Origin of the sequence: Arthrobacter sp. E3 (assembly GCF_017353415.1) — a bacterium.
Classification (GTDB): domain Bacteria; phylum Actinomycetota; class Actinomycetes; order Actinomycetales; family Micrococcaceae; genus Specibacter.
In genome coordinates this window covers 25,545-42,852 of the sequence record NZ_JAFMPX010000022.1, presented here as the reverse complement: position 1 = coordinate 42,852, position 17,308 = coordinate 25,545, and the positions used below count along the sequence as shown (strand labels likewise).

Annotated in this window: 16 protein-coding genes; 8 read left to right on the top strand and 8 right to left on the bottom strand. The window is 62.8% G+C overall.

Annotation, left to right across the window (positions count from 1 at the left end; all coding sequences use genetic code 11):
* Window positions 1–35: 35 nt before the first annotated feature.
* The 5 genes from JMA46_RS10780 to JMA46_RS10760 form a co-directional block, all read right to left on the bottom strand.
* On the bottom strand, window positions 36–365 hold the full coding sequence (locus JMA46_RS10780) for a cupin domain-containing protein (protein WP_207345335.1): 330 nt from the start codon (window positions 363–365) through the stop codon (window positions 36–38).
* Between the two features lie 166 nt (window positions 366–531).
* A complete protein-coding gene (locus JMA46_RS10775) occupies window positions 532–1,671 on the bottom strand; it encodes a bifunctional 2-methylcitrate synthase/citrate synthase (RefSeq protein WP_207345334.1) in 1,140 nt (379 codons plus the stop codon).
* Between the two features lie 21 nt (window positions 1,672–1,692).
* The gene (gene prpB, locus JMA46_RS10770) at window positions 1,693–2,622 is read right to left on the bottom strand and encodes a methylisocitrate lyase (RefSeq protein ID WP_207345333.1); all 930 of its coding nucleotides are present in this window, start codon (window positions 2,620–2,622) and stop codon (window positions 1,693–1,695) included.
* Window position 2,623: 1 nt separating this feature from the next.
* Window positions 2,624–4,144: an MmgE/PrpD family protein gene (locus tag JMA46_RS10765; RefSeq protein WP_207345332.1), complete on the bottom strand. Its 1,521-nt coding sequence runs from the start codon at window positions 4,142–4,144 to the stop codon at window positions 2,624–2,626.
* Entirely contained in the window at window positions 4,141–4,821 is a 681-nt protein-coding gene (locus JMA46_RS10760) for a GntR family transcriptional regulator (protein ID WP_207345331.1), read from the bottom strand. The genes JMA46_RS10765 and JMA46_RS10760 overlap by 4 nt, the downstream gene beginning before the upstream one ends.
* A 201-nt stretch (window positions 4,822–5,022) precedes the next feature.
* On the opposite strand from JMA46_RS10760, the gene JMA46_RS10755 reads away from it, so the two are divergent.
* A complete protein-coding gene (locus JMA46_RS10755) occupies window positions 5,023–6,921 on the top strand; it encodes an AMP-binding protein (RefSeq protein ID WP_247647236.1) in 1,899 nt (632 codons plus the stop codon).
* Between the two features lie 106 nt (window positions 6,922–7,027).
* On the opposite strand, the gene JMA46_RS10750 is transcribed toward JMA46_RS10755, so the two are convergent.
* The 3 genes from JMA46_RS10750 to JMA46_RS10740 all read right to left on the bottom strand — a co-directional run bounded on the left by JMA46_RS10750 (window position 7,028) and on the right by JMA46_RS10740 (window position 11,045).
* Window positions 7,028–8,308 (bottom strand): cation:dicarboxylase symporter family transporter, encoded by a 1,281-nt coding sequence (locus tag JMA46_RS10750; RefSeq protein WP_207345330.1) that lies wholly within the window; start codon window positions 8,306–8,308, stop codon window positions 7,028–7,030.
* A 321-nt stretch (window positions 8,309–8,629) separates the two neighbouring features.
* Window positions 8,630–10,303, bottom strand: coding sequence for a DUF6297 family protein (locus JMA46_RS10745; RefSeq protein ID WP_207345329.1), 1,674 nt, complete (start codon window positions 10,301–10,303; stop codon window positions 8,630–8,632).
* Window positions 10,304–10,310: 7 nt separating this feature from the next.
* Complete coding sequence (locus tag JMA46_RS10740; protein ID WP_207345328.1) at window positions 10,311–11,045, bottom strand: ABC transporter ATP-binding protein; 735 nt, start codon at window positions 11,043–11,045, stop codon at window positions 10,311–10,313.
* A 177-nt stretch (window positions 11,046–11,222) separates the two neighbouring features.
* On the opposite strand from JMA46_RS10740, the gene JMA46_RS10735 reads away from it, so the two are divergent.
* The 7 genes from JMA46_RS10735 to JMA46_RS10705 are packed head-to-tail and all read left to right on the top strand — an operon-like array spanning window position 11,223 to window position 17,307.
* Window positions 11,223–12,104 carry an AAA family ATPase gene (locus JMA46_RS10735; protein WP_207345327.1) on the top strand — a complete coding sequence of 294 codons (882 nt, stop codon included), beginning with the start codon at window positions 11,223–11,225 and terminating at the stop codon, window positions 12,102–12,104.
* A 28-nt stretch (window positions 12,105–12,132) separates the two neighbouring features.
* A complete protein-coding gene (locus JMA46_RS10730) occupies window positions 12,133–13,008 on the top strand; it encodes a ScpA family protein (RefSeq protein ID WP_348770130.1) in 876 nt (291 codons plus the stop codon).
* Window positions 13,001–13,618: an SMC-Scp complex subunit ScpB gene (scpB, locus tag JMA46_RS10725; protein WP_207345326.1), complete on the top strand. Its 618-nt coding sequence runs from the start codon at window positions 13,001–13,003 to the stop codon at window positions 13,616–13,618. The genes JMA46_RS10730 and scpB overlap by 8 nt, the downstream gene beginning before the upstream one ends.
* A 36-nt stretch (window positions 13,619–13,654) precedes the next feature.
* Window positions 13,655–14,743, top strand: coding sequence for a pseudouridine synthase (locus tag JMA46_RS10720; protein ID WP_207345325.1), 1,089 nt, complete (start codon window positions 13,655–13,657; stop codon window positions 14,741–14,743).
* A 7-nt stretch (window positions 14,744–14,750) separates the two neighbouring features.
* Window positions 14,751–15,869, top strand: coding sequence for a prephenate dehydrogenase (locus JMA46_RS10715; protein ID WP_207345324.1), 1,119 nt, complete (start codon window positions 14,751–14,753; stop codon window positions 15,867–15,869).
* The gene (gene cmk, locus JMA46_RS10710) at window positions 15,866–16,594 is read left to right on the top strand and encodes a (d)CMP kinase (protein ID WP_207345323.1); all 729 of its coding nucleotides are present in this window, start codon (window positions 15,866–15,868) and stop codon (window positions 16,592–16,594) included. Before JMA46_RS10715 ends, cmk begins: the two co-directional genes overlap by 4 nt.
* Window positions 16,591–17,307: a lysophospholipid acyltransferase family protein gene (locus JMA46_RS10705; protein ID WP_207345322.1), complete on the top strand. Its 717-nt coding sequence runs from the start codon at window positions 16,591–16,593 to the stop codon at window positions 17,305–17,307. The genes cmk and JMA46_RS10705 overlap by 4 nt, the downstream gene beginning before the upstream one ends.
* Window position 17,308 lies beyond the last annotated feature (1 nt).

The window sequence follows — 17,308 nt, the reverse complement described above, 5'->3', positions numbered from 1 at the left end:
CCCCTCCTTCTCGGGTGGTCGGCTGAAAACTTGGTTCAGGGCTTGGCAACCGTCAACAGGAATGTGGAATCTTCCAAAGCGTCAACGCAGTGTCGGGCCAGCGGAACCACCAGGTGATCGCCCGGGGCGCCTTCCCAGCTGACCTCCCCGGCCTTGAGCACAATTCGCCCGCTCAGTACTTGAACAGTTGCTTCGCCGGGGTTGTCATGTTCATCCAGCGAGGAACCTGCGGCCAACGCCACGACGGTCTGGCGCAGAATGCGCTCGTGCCCTCCATAGACGGTGCGGGCGCTGCGGCCGCTGTTCTTGGTCTTGGCCGAAGCCATCAGTTCCCGGGCCAGTGCTGTCAGGGATGACTTTTCCATGATGCTCCTTTGCAAGTGATTGGCTCATATCTGCTTTCCCTCACAGTACCCTCAAGGAACAGCTCCGGCGCGCAACTGAAACAAGAACTGAAACAAGAAAGCCGCCGCCCGCCCACAAGTTTGGGCGGTCGGCGGCTTGTCTTGAAAGGTGGTGCTTCCGAAAAGACTAGGACACGTGGCGTTCAGCAACGCCGTTGTATGCACTGAGCGGACGGATCAAGGCATTGGAAGCGCGCTGCTCCATGATGTGGGCCGTCCAGCCGGTGATGCGTGCGGCAATGAACAGCGGCGTGAACATGTCCGTGTCGAAACCCATCAGGTGGTACGTGGGGCCGGTCGGGTAGTCGAGGTTGGGCTTGATCGCCTTCGCCTCTTCCATGGCCTCCTCCAGTCCGTCATACAGACCCATCATTTCCGGCCGGTCGTAGTGGGCCACCATCTTCTCAAGAGCTGCCTTCATGGTGGGCACCCGGGAATCACCGTTCTTGTAGACCCTGTGACCGAATCCCATGACCTTCTTTTTGGCGGCCAGGGCGCCCTCCATCCATTCCTTGGCCCGAGCTGCAGCCTCCTCGCGTGACTCGTCCTTCCGGATGCCAATCTCGTCAAAGGTGTGCATGACAGCCTCATTGGCGCCGCCGTGCAGCGCGCCCTTGAGCGCGCCGATGGCACCCGTCACAGCCGAGTGCAGATCTGCGAGTGTGGAGGTGATGACACGGGCCGTGAACGTTGAGGCGTTGAAGGAGTGTTCGGCATACAGCACCATGGAGACGCGGAAGGCATCCACCACTTCAGGTGCAGCCTCCTCGCCGAACGTCATCCAGAGGAAGTTGGCGGAATAGTCCAAATCGTCGCGCGGTTCCACGACGCCCAAGCCGCGGCGGCGGCGCTGGTCGTAGGCCACGATGGCGGGGAACTCGGAAAAGAGCGACTTGGCTTTTTCCAATTCCGCCTCGGGGGAGGAGTTCTCAGCCAGCGCATTGTTGGCACCCGCGACTGAAACGGCCGTGCGGGCAACGTCCATGGGGTGACAGTCGACAGGCAGCAGATCGATGGCGGCCTTGACGCGGGAGTCGAGGGAGCGGTTGGCTCGGTCGAACGCCTCAAAGGAGGTCAGCGCTTCCTCGGTGGGCAGCTCTCCCGTCCACAGCAGCAATGCCACCTCCTCGAAGGACTTGCTGGCCGCCAACTCCTGCACGGGGTAACCGCGGTACAGGAGTGAATTGGACTCGGGGTTGACCTTGGAAATGGCCGTATAGTCCGCGACCACCCCGGCCAAACCCTTGCGTACTTCTTCTTCACTCACGGTGTGCACTCCTTTGTAGACCTAGAGGTTGGCGTTGTTGTTGTCGATGTCCAAGCTGGGGACCTGGAAATTGAAGATGCCTGTATCAAATTGGTTATACGCCTCATAGTCAACCAGATCGTAGAGGCGCGCACGTGTCAGCATGTCCGGCACAGCCGATTTCTGCGTGCCGTCTGCACTGATCGCCTCAAGGACCCGTTCGGCGGCACCCATGGCGCTGCGCAGCAAAGTGACGGGGTAAATCACCATGGCGACCCCTGCTGCAGCGAGCTCATCGCGGGTGAAAAGTTGGCTTTTTCCAAACTCCGTCATATTCGCCAGCACCGGGACATCGACAGCCTTGCACACTGCCTCAAACTCGGCCACGTTCTTCATGGCTTCGGGGAAGATGGCATCTGCGCCGGCGTCGACAAGGGCCTTGGCCCGCATAATGGCGGCATCCAGCCCCTCCACGGCGCGAATATCGGTGCGGGCCATGATGAGGAAGTTCGGATCGCGCCGGGCGTCGGCGGCAGCGGCGATGCGCTTGACTGCCGTTGCCAAGTCCACCATGTTCTTGCCGTCCAGGTGGCCGCAGCGCTTCGGGTTGAACTGGTCCTCGATGTGGCACCCCGCCAGCCCGGCGTTTTCCAGTTCCTGGATGGTGCGGGCCACGTTCATGGGCTCACCAAAACCGGTGTCAGCGTCAATGAGACACGGCAAATCCGTCATCCGTGCAATCTGTGCGCCTCGTGCAGCAACCTCGGTCATCGTGGTCATGCCAATGTCCGGCAACCCGAGTTCGTTGGCGATGACGGCACCTGAGATGTAAACGCCGTCGAACTTCTTTTCCTCAATGAGGCGCGCCGAGAGCGGGTTGAAGGCGCCCGGGAACTGCACGGCAGCCCCGGGAACCAGCATCCCGCGCAGGTCCAGGCGCTTCTGCTCAGGAGTTTTCTTGGAGTACAGCATCTTAGAACAGACCCTTGGGCGAAGCCGCCAGATCGACGACGCCGGGCGCCGCCTGGATGTTCAACTGGTCCAGTTCCCCGGCGGCCAGGTTGGGCAGATTTTCCGCTGCCGCGATGAAGCGGTTGATCTCGGCTTCCTCCACGAGGCCGGCAGCCAAGGTGCGGAACTTGTTGATGTACTGGGCGCGGGCAAACGGCCGGGCGCCGAGCGGGTGTGCGTCGGCGACGGCGATTGACTCCTCGATGACGCTTCCGTCCTTGAGCGTGATGACCACAGTGCCGCCAAACGCCTTCTCGGCAATATCCAGGGAGTGGTAGCGGCGCGTCCATTCGGCGTCCTCCTCCGTGGTGACCTTGTGCCACAGCTCCACGGTGTCGGGACGGCCGGCGCGCTCGGGGGAGTAGGAGTCCACGTGGTGCCATGAACCGTCCTGCAGTGCCACCGTGAAGATGTACGGGATGGAGTGGTCAAGGGTCTCGCGTGAGGCGGTGGGATCGTACTTCTGCGGGTCGTTGGCTCCGGAGCCGATCACGTAGTGGGTGTGGTGGCTGGTTTTGATCAGCACGCTCTCCACGTTCGCGGGGTCGGTGGCCTCCGGGTGCTCCTTGTGCAGCTTGCGGGCCAAATCGATCCACGCCTGGGCCTGGTATTCGGCTGAGTGTTCCTTCGTGTACGTGTCAAGGATGGCGCGCTTGGCTTCGCCGTCGGCCGGCAGTGGCACGGTGTAGTTGGCGTCGGGGCCATCGAGCATCCACGCGATGACGCCGTCTTCGCCTTCGTAGATCGGCACGGGGGATGTCTGTCCGCGCATGGCACGGTCGGCTGCCTCAACGGCCATCTTGCCGGCGAACGCGGGGGCGTGCGCCTTCCACGTGGAAATTTCGCCCTTGCGTGACTGGCGGGTGGCGGTGGTGGTGTGCAGGCCCTGGCCGACGGCCTGGAAAATGGTCTCCACTTCCAAGCCCAGCAGGGTGCCGATACCGGCAGCGGCGGACGGTCCGAGGTGGGCCACGTGGTCAATCTTGTGCTCGTGCAGACAGATGGACTTCACCAGGTCAACCTGGATTTCATAGCCGGTGGCAAGTCCGCGCAACAGGTCTGCGCCCGTTGCCCCGGTGTGCTGGGCAACGGCGAGGATCGGCGGGATGTTGTCAGCCGGGTGGGAGTATTCGGCGGACAGGAAAGTGTCGTGGTAATCCAGCTCGCGAACGGCCACACCGTTGGCCCAGGCGGCCCACTCAGGGGACACCCTCTCCGTGATGCCAAAGACGTTTGCTCCGGAGCCGCCGGTGGACGGGGCGTGGGTGAGAGCCTGGGCGCGGGCCGCCACAATGGGTCCGCGGTTCAGGGAAGCGACGGCCACCGAGGCGTTGTCAATGACGCGGTTGATGATCATGGCGGCCACGTCGTCGTCGACGGCAACGGGGTCGGCGGCAACCTTGGCGATCTTGTACGCGAGCTGGTCCTCTCGGGCCAGGTTTTCCTCGCTCTTGTAAACGCGGACTGTGTGGTTGATGGTCATGGTGTTCCTTTCTCGGGGGAAACATGGTGGTGGGCAAGTTCTTGGGCAGCCGTGCCGAGGAGGTGGCGCAGGCTGTTGTCCAGGTGGACGGTGGTGGCGGCACTTGCTACGGCGGCGTTGCCATTGGCGATGGCCAGGGCGATAGCAGCATGTTCACGTGCTGCGTCGCGCAGCCTGGTCGGGTTGTCTTTGCCCAGCCGGCGGACCCGCACCAGGTGCACTCGCAGGTTCTTCAGCGCCAAGTTCAGGTAATGATTTCCGACTGCGGCATCGACCGCCGTGTCCAGCTCACCCACGAGACGGTAGTAGTCGTAGCGGGTGGGGTCTTCGCTGGTGAGGAGTTCTCCTGCGTTGACCAGTTGTTCGTACAGCGCGCGGAAGACTGCGGGGTCCCCTCGCTGTGCGGCAAGTTCGGCGGCCCGGCACTCAAGGGCGGAGCGCAGCTCAAAAAGCTCGTCCAAGTGGTCAAGGGAAATTTCACTGACCACCACCCCACGCCCGCTTTGCGGTTTCGCTAGGCCTTCGGCACTGAGCTTGGCCAGTGCCTCACGGATCGGGGTGCGTGAGACGCCCAAACGTTCTGAGAGTTCCACCTCGCCTAGGACGGTGCCGGGGGTCAGCCGCCATTCGATGATGTCGCTGCGCAAGGCGGCATAGGCGCGTTCGCTGGCTCGCATCGATCCTCCTGCCTGCTGTGGCGCACCGCCGGGGTGCTCGGAATGTAACGTCCCATCAGTGTATACAAAGATTGTGCATTTTGGACAATAATTCATTCAATAGTCATGAATACACAATTTATGTATACAAAAGGTCTTGCTGAGTGGCCCGATTCATGGATAGTATGACACTCATCACATCACCGTGGATGGAGAACCGGAATGCCCCTGCATGACATCAGTTTCAGCGAGGAATACCAGCGCAGCATCAGCAAGCCTGAAGAATTTTGGCTTGAGGCCGCCGGGGCCGTCGACTGGTCCCAGAAGCCAACGCTTGCCTACAGCGACGTGGACGCACCGTTGAGCCGGTGGTTCCCGGACGGGGAAATGAACACTTGCCACAACGCCCTGGACCGGCATGTTTCCGACGGGCGCGGGGACCAACCCGCACTGATCCACGATTCCGCCATGAGCGGGAAAGTCACCACCTACACGTACAGTGAGCTCACGGCCGAGGTGGCAAAGTTTGCCGGTGTGCTGCGCAGCCAGGGCGTGGGCAGGGGCGACCGCGTGGTCATCTACCTGCCCATGATTCCCGAAGCCGCCATCGCCATGCTCGCCACGGCCCGCTTGGGGGCCATCCACTCGGTGGTGTTTGGAGGTTTTGCCGCCAGCGAGTTGTCCCTGCGGATCCGGGATGCAGCGCCCAAGGCAGTGGTCACCACGTCCGGCGGGATTGAGCCCAACAAGCACATCAACTACCTGCCAACCGTGCACGAGGCCCTCGCCAAGGCCGGCGTCCCGGAACTGCCCGTCATCATCAAGCGACGGGAGGGCTTTGCCGAGAGCGCCGTCGAACTTGAGCTCAAGTCTCTCGACTGGGACGCGGCCATGGCTGTCGCCCAACCAGCTGATCCGGTCATGGTGAAGTCCACTGACCCGCTCTACGTGCTTTACACCTCCGGCACCACGGGCCTGCCCAAGGGGGTGGTGCGCGACAACGGGGGACACGCCGTCGCACTGATGTGGACCATGGACAAGCTGTACAACATCCATGCCGGGGACGTGTGGTGGACGGCGTCGGACGTGGGCTGGGTGGTGGGTCACTCCTACATTGTGTACGGGCCGCTGCTCGCCGGCGCCACGACGCTGATGTACGAGGGCAAGCCGGTGGGCACGCCCGACGCCGGCGCATTTTGGCGTGTCATTGCCCAGCACGGGGTCAAGGCGCTGTTTACGGCACCGACTGCCCTGCGCGCCATTCGCAAGATGGATCCGGAGGCGGCGCTGCTGAAGGAGCACGACGTCGGCACCCTGCAAACGCTGTTCACGGCCGGTGAGCGCCTGGATACCGACACGTTCCACTGGGCCTCGAAGGTGCTGGGTGTGCCGGTGGTGGACCACTGGTGGCAGACCGAGACCGGCTGGGGAATCGTGGGTAATCCGCAGGGGATGGGCGGGCTGCCGATCAAGGCCGGGTCGCCATCGCTGCCGCTGCCGGGCTACGACCTGCGGATTGTGGATGCGTTCGGTGATGAGGTGGCGCCGGGGGAGGAGGGCAACATTGTGCTGGCGCTGCCGCTGCCCCCTGGCACGCTGACCACGTTGTGGAACGACGACCAACGTTATGTGGATTCGTATTTGAGCGTGTTTGACGGCTTCTACACGACCGGGGATTCTGGTTACCGTGATGAGGATGGCTATGTGTTTGTCATGGGCCGCACCGATGACATCATCAACGTTTCCGGGCACAGGCTGTCCACTGGAAGCATGGAGCAGGTGCTGGGCACGCACCCTGCCGTGGCTGAATGCGCCGTCATTGGCATTGCTGACACGCTGAAGGGCCAAAAAGCTGTGGGCTTCGTGGTGCTCAAGGCCGGGGTGGTCATTGAAGCCGCCGACTTGGAGCGTGAATTGGTGGCGCTGGTGCGCAAAGAGATCGGGCCCGTGGCTGACTTCAAGAACGCCACCATTGTGGACGCCCTGCCCAAGACCCGCTCAGGGAAGATCCTGCGCAAGACCATGCGCCAGATTGCCGACGGGGACAATTACACGGTGCCCTCCACCATCGAGGACAGCTCCGTGGTGGACTACCTGCGTCCGATCCTGCGGCCGAACTAGGTCTTGTCCGGGACTTTGACCCACGGGCCTTGTCCATAGTGCAGCTGATGCGGGTGGCCGGCTGCGGGACCCGCATCAGCTGCAACATGAATGCTGCAGTTGCCTACTACGCCAGGGCGTGGACTTCGGTTTCGCTGCCTTCTCCGGCTTCAACGTCTTCGTCGGCCGGATCTTGTGCCTGCGAGCCGAGGTGGCCGCGCGTGAGCTTGTTCATGACCAGGGCGATCGCGCCATCGCCGGTCACATTCGCGGCCGTGCCGAAGCTGTCGAGCGCAATGTACGCCGCGAACATGAGCCCCACCTCGATTTCGCCGAACCCAAGCATCTGCGTGAGCAGGCCCGCAGCGGCGGCGATTGCGCCGCCGGGAACGCCCGGGGCGGCGATCATCATGATGCCCAGCATCAAGATGAACGGCAGGTATGCCGCGAACGACACGTCACCGCCGGTAAGGAGCAGTACCGCGATTGAGAAGCAGGTGATCTTCACCATCGAACCGGACAAGTGAATCGTGGCGCAAAGCGGTACAACGAAGCCTGCTACCGAGTCGGAGACGCCGTTCCTCTTGGTGGACGCCAGCGTTACGGGGATTGTTGCGGCTGAGGATGAGGTGCCCAGTGCCGTGAAGTATGCATCGCGCATGGTCCACAGAGCCTTCAACGGGTTCTTTCCTGACATGGTGCCAGCCACCGTGTACTGCGCGAGCAGCACCACGAACGTCAACGCAAGGGATACAACCGCCACGAGCAAGAACTTCGTCACGACTACCATGGCGGAGCCGCTCGCGGACAAGTCCATGAAGATGCCGAAGATGAACAGCGGCAGTGCGGGAACAATCAGCCTGCGGATCACGGCTTCGATGATGGTACGGAACTCAACGGCCCCACGGAAGAGCACCTTGCTGTGGAACGCGGTGAGGCCGATGCCGATCACGAACGCGAGCACCAGGGCGCTCATGACACCAATCACCGGAGGAAGCACGATCTCAGTCGCTGAGTCTCCTGCACTGCTCACGACCGACAAGAACGGGGTGAATCCTGATCCGGATTCTGCTCCAAATTCCTTGAGACCGCCGCCGGACAGTGTCGACGTGAACAGCCACCGGCTTACGAAGTACGCAAGCAATCCAGCGAGGATCGTGGAGCCGTAGGCCATCGCGGCGGTGATGCCGAGCCACTTTCCGGCGCCCTTGCCGAGTTCGGCAACGGCAGGCATGATGAGCCCCAGGATGATCAACGGCACTATAAAGCCGAGGAACCCCGAGAAGATCGAGTTGTAGGTCAGAAACACACTGCCAAGCCACACGGGCATGACGGGGCCGGTGAGAATGCCTAGGATGATGGCCAGGATGATCCAGCCGAGCAGGGGGATGGATTTTAGCTTCTTCAAGGGGTGTCCTCGGGTCGAAGGATGTGAGACGCGCGGGTAGGCACGGCGTAGGTGTGGCGCAGAGCACGCCTCAGCCATAGTAAACGGTGTGGGTTGTGCCACACAATCCGGCCCGGCGTCAGCCCGGCCCCTGAGCCGACGACGGGCCGGCGGAATTCATACTGCAGCTCCTGCGGGTTACCGGGATTCGTACTGTAGCTCCTGCGGGTTGCCGGGATTCGTACTGCAGTTGATGCGGGTGTCCGGCGCTCTGACCCGCATCAGCTGCAGTATTGATTGCTGGTTATTGGTTACCGGTGCCGGGGCCGCAAGGGATTGCGGCTACTTCTTCACGGGGACCGGTGCCATGCCGAACAGGCCGCCGTCCTTGGCTGACTTGGGCTTGCGAATGTGCGTGCCCCACGTGTAGGCCAAGAATGTCAGTGTCAGCTGGATCGGGAAGGCGATGGCCGGGACACCGCCTGCTATCAGGGCGATCAGTACCGGAAGCAGCACGATCAGTGTCAGGTCCGGGCCGATCAAAAAGGCCTTGATGGCACCCATCGGGATGGGCCCCGTTGGGGAGGCAACCGCCGGCATGTTCCAGTCCGGAGTGGGGCGGAAAGCCGCGCGCAACGTGGCCGCACCGAGACCCGGCCCGGCCAGGATGGCAAGAATAAGCAGCGACGGGGAGCCCACACCGAGCGCCAGCAGCAAACCAAAGCAGATGGGCGCCCACAATGTCATGAGCACAGCCGGCACCACATAGTGCACCAAGCGCACAGTTTTGGCCGGCAGTGGCATGAGCATGTCCACGGCCGGATTGCCTGCAGAGAACCGGGCCGTGGCCCCCAGCGTGGTGGCCGCAAAATGTGCGCACAGGTACAACGCCACGGCAATCAGGATTGCATTGCCCAAAAACTCCACTGAGGCCAATGAAGCTGGCACGGCGGCGAGCACCAGTACACGCAACAGCGTTGCGGGGGAGCGCAGGGCCATGGTGGCATGAGTGCTGATGAGTGTCTTGACACTGCGGGAAAGGGCCGTGCCGCCCTTGAAGATCAGCGGTAGCCGAACTCTGCTCTTCCCCACGGAAGTCGCTCCGCCCAGCGATCGGGACAACTCGGTGGCGTCCATCGACAGTAAGGAGCTGGTCGCGTAGGCGCCAGCTGCGGCGCTGGCCTTCAGCTGTGCGGTGGTGATGCGTTCAAGGTGTAAAAACACCAGGGCAAGCAAGCCCAGCGCGAGGACCACCAGCAGCAGCGGCCAAGTCGCGCCGTCGCCCACCAACAGGGGCCAGCTGGTGGGCAGGTACTCCATCCATGCCGTGTTCGCAGCCGTGATGGCGTCACGACCAGCACCGTTGTTGTACAGCGCCGTGGCCACGAGTGTCAGCGGCGCGAGCAGCGTGATGGCACCCATGACCTTCTTCAACCACGCGCCGGAATCGGTGATTTGGCAACAGCAGGCAATGCCGTACAGCACCCAGGCCAGGCCCAGGCCGCACAAAACCGACAGCGCCAACCGGCCGGGCGTGGGCTCAGCCACCATGCCCAGGGCCATGGGGAGCACCACCACTACTGCAGCGGCCGACGGCCAGATCAGTGACTTCAGGAATCCGGGCTGGATGAAACCACGACGGCGGACGGGAAGTCCCAGCCACCAGGCCGTCTGCGGCAGGGTCATGGCGACCGGACCCATGGTCATCTCCACCGACAACAGGGCCGCTGCCAATGTCAACAGCACCGTTGCGCTGGCCTGGAGCAGGGTCACGGAGTGGAATCCGGGGGCGACGGCCGAGGCCAGCAGTGCAGATTCGTCCCCCACTCCCAAGCTGTGGCGTAGGGCTACGATGAGCGCCCCGGCCATGGTGAGTAGTGTCAGCGCGCCCAAAATGGACGTGTAAACCTCGGAGACTAGTTCCAACAGCCCGCCCTCGGTGCGGCTGAGCCCGGCTCGGAACGTGTATTGGCGGATGTCTTTGGCGCTGAAGCGCTGGTTGATCTTCATACTCATGAGGTGCCTAGTCCGCGTGCGGGTTCTCGGAGGCGATGGCGGTGGCTGCCTGCCTCGGCGTCATGGTGTGGATGGTGTCCGCAATGAACAACGCCTTGGTGGCCACCGTGTCGAGAAAGTCGGGGTCGTGCGTGACGACCAGCAGGGCAAGCCCGGCGTCAACCTCAGCTCGGAGGCGCGTGGCCAGCTTGTGCCGCATGGCTGTGTCCAGGCGCTGCTCCGGCTCGTCGAGCACCAGCAGAGAGCGCGGACGCACAAACGCCGAAGCGAGCAGCATCCTGCGGCGCTGTCCCGAGGAAAGGTTGTAGGGCCGCGATTTCGCCATGGCCGTCAGTCCAAAGAACTCCAGCTCGGTGGCAATGACGTCCTCCACATCTTCCACGCCATGCCCGGCCGAGACAATGGCCAGATGCTCCTCAACCGTCAAGGCCGGGAAAAAGGCATCATCATCGAAAACAACTGCCACCTCCCGGCGAAAATCCAGTGTGCGGTCATCGACTTCGGAGCCGTTGATCAATGTGATTCCAGACACCGGCTCCAGCTGGCCCACCACCGTTTTGACCACCGTGGACTTGCCGGCCCCATTGGGTCCCACCAACGCCAGTGACTGCCCGGCGTGCAAGCTGAAGCTGACAATGCCGCACACGCCTTTGCCGCTGTAGCCAGCTTCTAGCTTCTCAGCACGCACCACATCGGGGCGTGAGGGAGGGGACTTGCGGGAGGGACTGGTTGCTTTGCTCATCACTTGGAAGTATAGGCTCGTGATCCCCATGGACCCTCTCAGGCAACGTTCAGCTTCCACTTGAGGGTCAAGGCTCAAAACCCTTCGGCGGCAAATGTCCAAAAGTTCTCCTTCAGAACCGGTAACCTAGAGGGTGGCAGTGGTGTATAAATTAGCAGCGAAAGAGTGGACTGACAGGTGAGCAACGAGCAGGGTGCAACGGCACTCGCCGGCGAGGACGTACTGGGACCCACAGGGCGCCCCCTGACGGAATTCCCCGAACCGCCGGTTCTTTCGTCCCACGGCCCGGCCCGAGTCATCGCGATGGTGAACCAAAAGGGCGGGGTGGGAAAGACGACGTCGACCATCAACTTGGGTGCCGCCCTTGCCGAGGCGGGGCGCAAAGTGCTGCTCGTGGACTTCGACCCCCAGGGCGCGCTTTCTGCCGGGCTGGGCACCAACCCCCACGAACTCGACATCACCGTCTACAACGTTTTGATGGACCGCAAGGTGGACATCCGCGACGCCATCATCCACACGGAGATCGAGAACATCGACATCCTGCCGGCGAACATTGACTTGTCCGCCGCTGAGGTTCAGCTCGTCAACGAGGTGGCCCGCGAGCAGGTCCTGGCCAGCGCACTGCGCAAGGTCGAGGACGACTACGACGTGGTCCTCATTGACTGCCAGCCTTCACTTGGCCTGTTGACCGTCAACGCACTCACGGCCGCCCACGGCGTGATCATCCCGCTGATCTGCGAGTTCTTCTCGCTGCGCGCCGTGGCCTTGTTGGTGGAAACCATCGACAAGGTCCAGGATCGCCTGAACCCGCGCCTGCAGGTCGACGGCGTGCTGGCCACCATGTACGACGCCCGCACCCTGCACGCCCGCGAGGTCCTGGCCCGCCTGGTGGAAGCGTTCGGCGACAAGGTTTTCGAAACCGTCATCAAGCGAACCATCAAGTTCGCGGACGCATCCGTGGCGGCCGAACCCATCACCACGTATGCGGGCAACCACCAGGGCGCCGAATCATACCGCCGCCTGGCGAAAGAACTGATCGCCCGCGGAGGCGCTCCGTAACTTGGCGCAAACACCACAGGTCGCGGGGATCGCGGCAGGCACGCAGGTAGGGAAACCCGCACGTTTTGAAGTCCGTTTGGACAACTTCACGGGCCCCTTCGACCTGCTTTTGGGCTTGATTTCCAAGCATGAGATGGACATCACGGACGTGGCGATCGCCACAGTCACCGATGAATTCATCAGCTACTTGAAGGCCCTGCAGGAGCTCGGCCAGGAATGGGCGCTGGATGAAGCCAGTGAATTCCTGGTGCTGGCCGCAACCCTTTTGGACTTGAAAGCCGCCCGCCTCCTGCCCGCAGGGGAGGTGGAGAGCGATGAAGACCTGGCTCTCCTGGAAGCCCGCGACCTCCTGTTTGCGCGGCTCCTGCAGTACAAGGCCTTCAAGGAAGTTGCCACCATCATGGGTGCCGAACTTGACCGTGAAGCCCAGCGCTTCCCCCGCCAAGTGGGGTTGGAACCACACTTCGCGGCTGTGTTGCCCGAATTGGTGTGGCGCCATACCCCGGAGCAATTTGCCGCTCTGGCCGCCAAGGCGATGGAAACGAAGGAAGCGCCCAGCACGCACGTGGGTGTGGCGCACCTTCACGTGCAGCCCGTCAGCGTCAGGGACCAGGCCGCCATCATCATGGCTTTACTGACGGCGGGGATGCCCGACGCCGGTGGGGAGCATTCCAGCTGGAGCGCACCGGCCCTTTCCTTTGCCACCCTGACAGCTGACGCCGCCACGTCCATGGTGGTCATTGCCCGCTTCCTGGCCCTGCTTGAACTGTTCAGGGACCAAATGGTGGCGTTCGACCAAGCCAAGCCGCTGGGGGAATTGCTGGTGCGGTGGAGTGCCGGCGTGGTTCATTCCCCCAGGACTGACAGCGACTTCGATCAGGAGGCGGTGAGCAGCCATGTCTGACGACCTTGACCACCCGGAAACTGAATCGCTGGAAACCAGAAGCAGTGTCAAGGCCGCCTTGGAAGCTGTTCTGATGGTGGTTGACGAACCTGTCGGCGAAGAACAACTGGCCCATGTTGTGGGCCTGCCCACAGCCGCGGTACGTGAGCTATTGCACGAACTGGCGAGGGAGTACGACGGCTATACTGGAGAGGGTGGCACCTTACCGGTTCGCGGCTTTGAACTTCGGCAACTGGCCGGGGGATGGCGTGTTTATTCACGCGCTGCTTACGCCGAGATTGTGTCCCAGTTTGTTGTGGACGGCCAAACGGCCCGGCTCACGCAGGCAGCCTTGGAGACTTTGGCGGTGATTGCCTATCGCCAGCCAGTTTCCCGAGCCCGTGTTTCCGCGATTCGCGGAGTTAACGTGGACTCGGTGGTGAGGACTCTTGCACAGCGCGGGCTGATTGAGGAAGTGGGCACCGATCCGGTGTCCGGGGCATTCTTGTACCGCACCACGGCGTATTTTTTGGAACGGCTGGGGTTGGGGGACGTGGAAGAACTGCCGCGGATTGCACCGCACCTGCCCGGTCTGGAAAACCTCCAGGATTTCGATGATTCACACTTTTAGCATGACCACAACTTTTAACACCCTAAGGATTATTCAATGACACCGTCGCCCCGTTCCGGAAGCTCGTCCGGACAGAATCAACCCCGAGGCGGCAAGCCCCGCTCCGGCGCACCGAAGTCAGGTGCACCGCGCTCAGGAGCGCCGAAGGCAGGCGGCTTCAAGGCCGGTTCACCGAAATCGGGCGGCTTCAAGTCCGGTGGCAAGTCCGGTGCGCCCAAGTCAGGCGGATACCAGGGTGCCAGTTCAAAGCCCGGCGCCCGCAAGCCCAGCCAGACCGGTGCCCGCCCGTTCAAGAACGAACAGTATGGGCGCACCGTCTCCGCAAGCAAGAACCGGCCCACCGAGCAGAACCGCCGCCCGGAGCGCACCACGGATGACATTGACATTCACAACGTTGACGGTGTGCGCCTGCAAAAGGTCATGGCACAGGCCGGTGTGGCATCGCGCCGCCTGTGTGAAGACATGATCCTTGAAGGCCGCGTCCAGGTTGACGGCGTCACCGTCACCCAGCTGGGCCTGCGCGTGGATCCGGAAACCGCAGAAATCGCCGTGGACGGCATGACCATCCAGACGAACGAATCCATGGTCTACATGGTGTTCAACAAGCCCAAGGGTGTCGTGTCCACGATGGATGACCCCGAGGGCCGCCCGTGCATCAGCGACTTCCTGAAGAAGCGCCAGACCCGTGAGCGCCTGTTCCACGTGGGCCGCTTGGACACCAGCACCGAGGGCTTGCTGCTGTTGACGAACGATGGCGAACTGTCCAACCGCCTCAGCCACCCGAAATACGGCATCCCCAAGACCTACTTGGTCCAGGTGCGCGGCCCGATGGCCCACGGCATCGGCGCCCAGCTCAAGGACGGCGTGGAGCTTGAAGACGGTTGGCAAAAGGTGGACTCCTTCCGCCTTGTCGATTCAACGCCGGGCCACGTGCTCGCTGAAGTGGTCCTCCACTCCGGTAAAAACCGCATTGTGCGGCGCATGTTCGACGCAGTGGGCTACCCCGTTGAGCGCCTGGTCCGCGTGAAGTTCGGCCCCATTGCCCTGGGCGACCAGCGCCAGGGCAGCGTCCGCGTTTTGGGCCGCCATGAAGTGGGCTACCTGCTCGCAGACGTGGGGATGTAAACAGCGGATGAATCCTTCGCACTTGTGTGGGCCGGTGCTGGTCCTTGGCAGCGGACTGCTGGGGGCCAGCATTGGTTTGGGGCTGCGTGCGCACGGCCTTGACGTTGTTCTGAGTGACCCTTCGCCGTCGGCGCAGGCCGTTGCCGTGGACATCGGTGCCGGGCGCGCCTTCGACACGGCCGAGGCACTAAGCCCCGAGCTTGTTGTGGTGGCCGCCCCGCCGGATGTCACCGCCAACGTGGTGGCTGCCGCGCTTGTTCGGTACCCGTCCGCCGTCGTGGTGGACATTGCCAGCGTCAAGGGCTCCGTGCTGGCCGAAATCCAAGCCATCGCGGCGCTGGATTCGATGGCGTTGGATGCAGTTGCGCTGGCGCGGTATGTGGGCACGCACCCCATGGCCGGGCGGGAGCGCTCCGGCCCGGTTGCCGCGCGTGGGGAGCTTTTCAACTCCATGCCGTGGGTGCTGTGCCCGTCAGAGGCAAGTTCGGCGCACGCCATCAAGGTGGCACATTCGCTGGCGATCGACCTGGACGCCGTGGTGTTCCGCTTCACCCCCGACGAGCACGACGGCGCTGTGGCACTGGTCTCGCACCTGCCCCAGGTGATGGCATCCCTGGTGGCAAGCCGGTTGCAGGAGACACCGTCGCACGCGCTGTCACTCGCCGGGAACGGCTTGCGCGACACCACCCGCATCGCCGCCAGCGACCCCACGCTGTGGGTGCAGATTCTAGGCGCCAACGCCCCCAAGCTGTTGGCCATAATGGAAGGTGTCCGCACCGACCTGGACAGGCTGATCAACACACTGAGCGCACCCACCGCACCGGGGGCGCGCCTGGACCTGGCCCAGCTCATGGCGGAAGGCAACGCCGGCGAGAGCCGCATCCCGGGCAAGCACGGCGGCCCGGCTCAGCACTACTCGTGGCTTACGGTGCTTGTTGACGACAAGCCTGGCCAGATCGCGAAGCTGCTCACCGAAATTGGTGAGATTGGCGTCAACGTCGAGGACCTGCGCCTGGATCACTCCGCCGGGCTGCAAGTGGGCATGGTGGAACTCTCTGTACTGCCGTCGCGACGCGTGGCGCTGGTGGACGAATTGACGGAACGCGGTTGGAAGGTCATTCAATGAGTAACGCTGAACTAAATATTGCTGATATACAGCAACTGCGCATGGGTAAATCCCTCGTGATTGCCATGGACGGTCCTTCCGGCTCCGGCAAATCGAGCGTCAGCAAAGCCGTGGCGACGCGTCTCGGGTTGGCGTTCCTGGACACCGGCGCCATGTACCGCAGCGTGACCTGGCACTGCATCAACGCCAACATTGATTTCGCGAATGCCACGGCCGTTGAAGCTGCCGCCAGGACCATCAAAATTGAGCAGAGCCTGGAGCCGGACACCGAGTTCGTGAAAGTTAACGGCGTTTTCGTCACGGACGCCATCCGTGACCCCAAGATTTCGGCTTCCGTCAGCTCCGTCGCCACGAACCTGGGTGCACGCGCTGCGTTGGTGCGTCGCCAGCAGGACATTATTGCCGCCAGCGATCGCCGCATCGTGGTTGAGGGCAGGGACATTACCACGGTGGTGGCTCCCGATGCCGAGGCCAGGCTGATCCTGACCGCCAGCGAAGCAGCCCGCATGAGGCGCCGGGGCTTGCAGCTCGGCGGCACCCAGAGCGCTGCGCAGCTGGCGGAACAGGTGCTGGCCCGTGACGCCAAGGACTCAACAGTCGTTGACTTCCAGCGCGCCGCGGACGGCGTGTACACGGTGGACTCCTCGGACCTCGACTTCGAACAAACCGTGGCCGCAGTCATTAACGTGGTGCGCCAATGCGTGAATGAGGGCCCGGCTGCATGAAACCGAAGGACAAGGCGCTACTCGCCCTCACAGCCGTGCCACCGCGGTGGAAAACACGCTGGAGCCGTCCGCTGGGGCGGTTGCTGGATCACGGCATCTACAACACAACCGTGTTGGGGAAGGAAAACGTCCCCCAACACGGCCCTGTTGTGTTCGCCGCCAACCACCTGAGCTACCTTGACGGCCCCGTCATGGTCGGTGCCAGCAGCCGGTATATGCACGTCATGGTCCGCCATGACATGTTCAAGGGCTTCCTCGGCTGGGTGCTGCGCAGCTCCGGACAAATCCCCGTCAACCGGAACGGAGACCGAGGCGCGTTGCAATACGCCAAGGCCATCCTTGACCGCAACGACTGCATCGGAATCCTGCCCGAAGGCACCCGGGGGAGCGGGGACGCCTCCGCCATGAACAGCGGAGTGGCGTGGCTGGCACTGAACTCGGGGGCCGCCGTCGTCCCTGTGGCCATCCTTGGCACTAGGCTCCCCGGGGAACATCGCGACAAAATTCCAGCACCGCGGCGCAATCTACACGTGGTGTTTGGCGAACCCCTGTTGATCACGCGCGAACCGGGAGTTTCCGGCCGTGTTTCAATGGACAGGGCAACTGAACAAATCCGCCAGCGGCTGGCGGCCCATATTTCCGCATCCCAAGCCGTAACTGGGCAGGAATTGCCTGCGGATGACCACCTTTCTTCAAAGCACAAAGGACAGTAAC

Bases quoted from the DNA above. Each gene is read 5' to 3' on its own strand.
- JMA46_RS10780 (WP_207345335.1), bottom strand. From the start codon at position 365: ATGGAAAAGTCATCCCTGACAGCACTGGCCCGGGAACTGATGGCTTCG.
- prpB (WP_207345333.1), bottom strand. From the start codon at position 2,622: ATGCTGTACTCCAAGAAAACTCCTGAGCAGAAGCGCCTGGACCTGCGC.
- JMA46_RS10765 (WP_207345332.1), bottom strand. From the start codon at position 4,144: ATGACCATCAACCACACAGTCCGCGTTTACAAGAGCGAGGAAAACCTG.
- JMA46_RS10760 (WP_207345331.1), bottom strand. From the start codon at position 4,821: ATGCGAGCCAGCGAACGCGCCTATGCCGCCTTGCGCAGCGACATCATC.
- JMA46_RS10755 (WP_247647236.1), top strand. From the start codon at position 5,023: ATGCCCCTGCATGACATCAGTTTCAGCGAGGAATACCAGCGCAGCATC.
- JMA46_RS10745 (WP_207345329.1), bottom strand. From the start codon at position 10,303: ATGAGTATGAAGATCAACCAGCGCTTCAGCGCCAAAGACATCCGCCAA.
- JMA46_RS10740 (WP_207345328.1), bottom strand. From the start codon at position 11,045: ATGAGCAAAGCAACCAGTCCCTCCCGCAAGTCCCCTCCCTCACGCCCC.
- scpB (WP_207345326.1), top strand. From the start codon at position 13,001: ATGTCTGACGACCTTGACCACCCGGAAACTGAATCGCTGGAAACCAGA.
- JMA46_RS10720 (WP_207345325.1), top strand. From the start codon at position 13,655: ATGACACCGTCGCCCCGTTCCGGAAGCTCGTCCGGACAGAATCAACCC.
- JMA46_RS10715 (WP_207345324.1), top strand. From the start codon at position 14,751: ATGAATCCTTCGCACTTGTGTGGGCCGGTGCTGGTCCTTGGCAGCGGA.
- cmk (WP_207345323.1), top strand. From the start codon at position 15,866: ATGAGTAACGCTGAACTAAATATTGCTGATATACAGCAACTGCGCATG.
- JMA46_RS10705 (WP_207345322.1), top strand. From the start codon at position 16,591: ATGAAACCGAAGGACAAGGCGCTACTCGCCCTCACAGCCGTGCCACCG.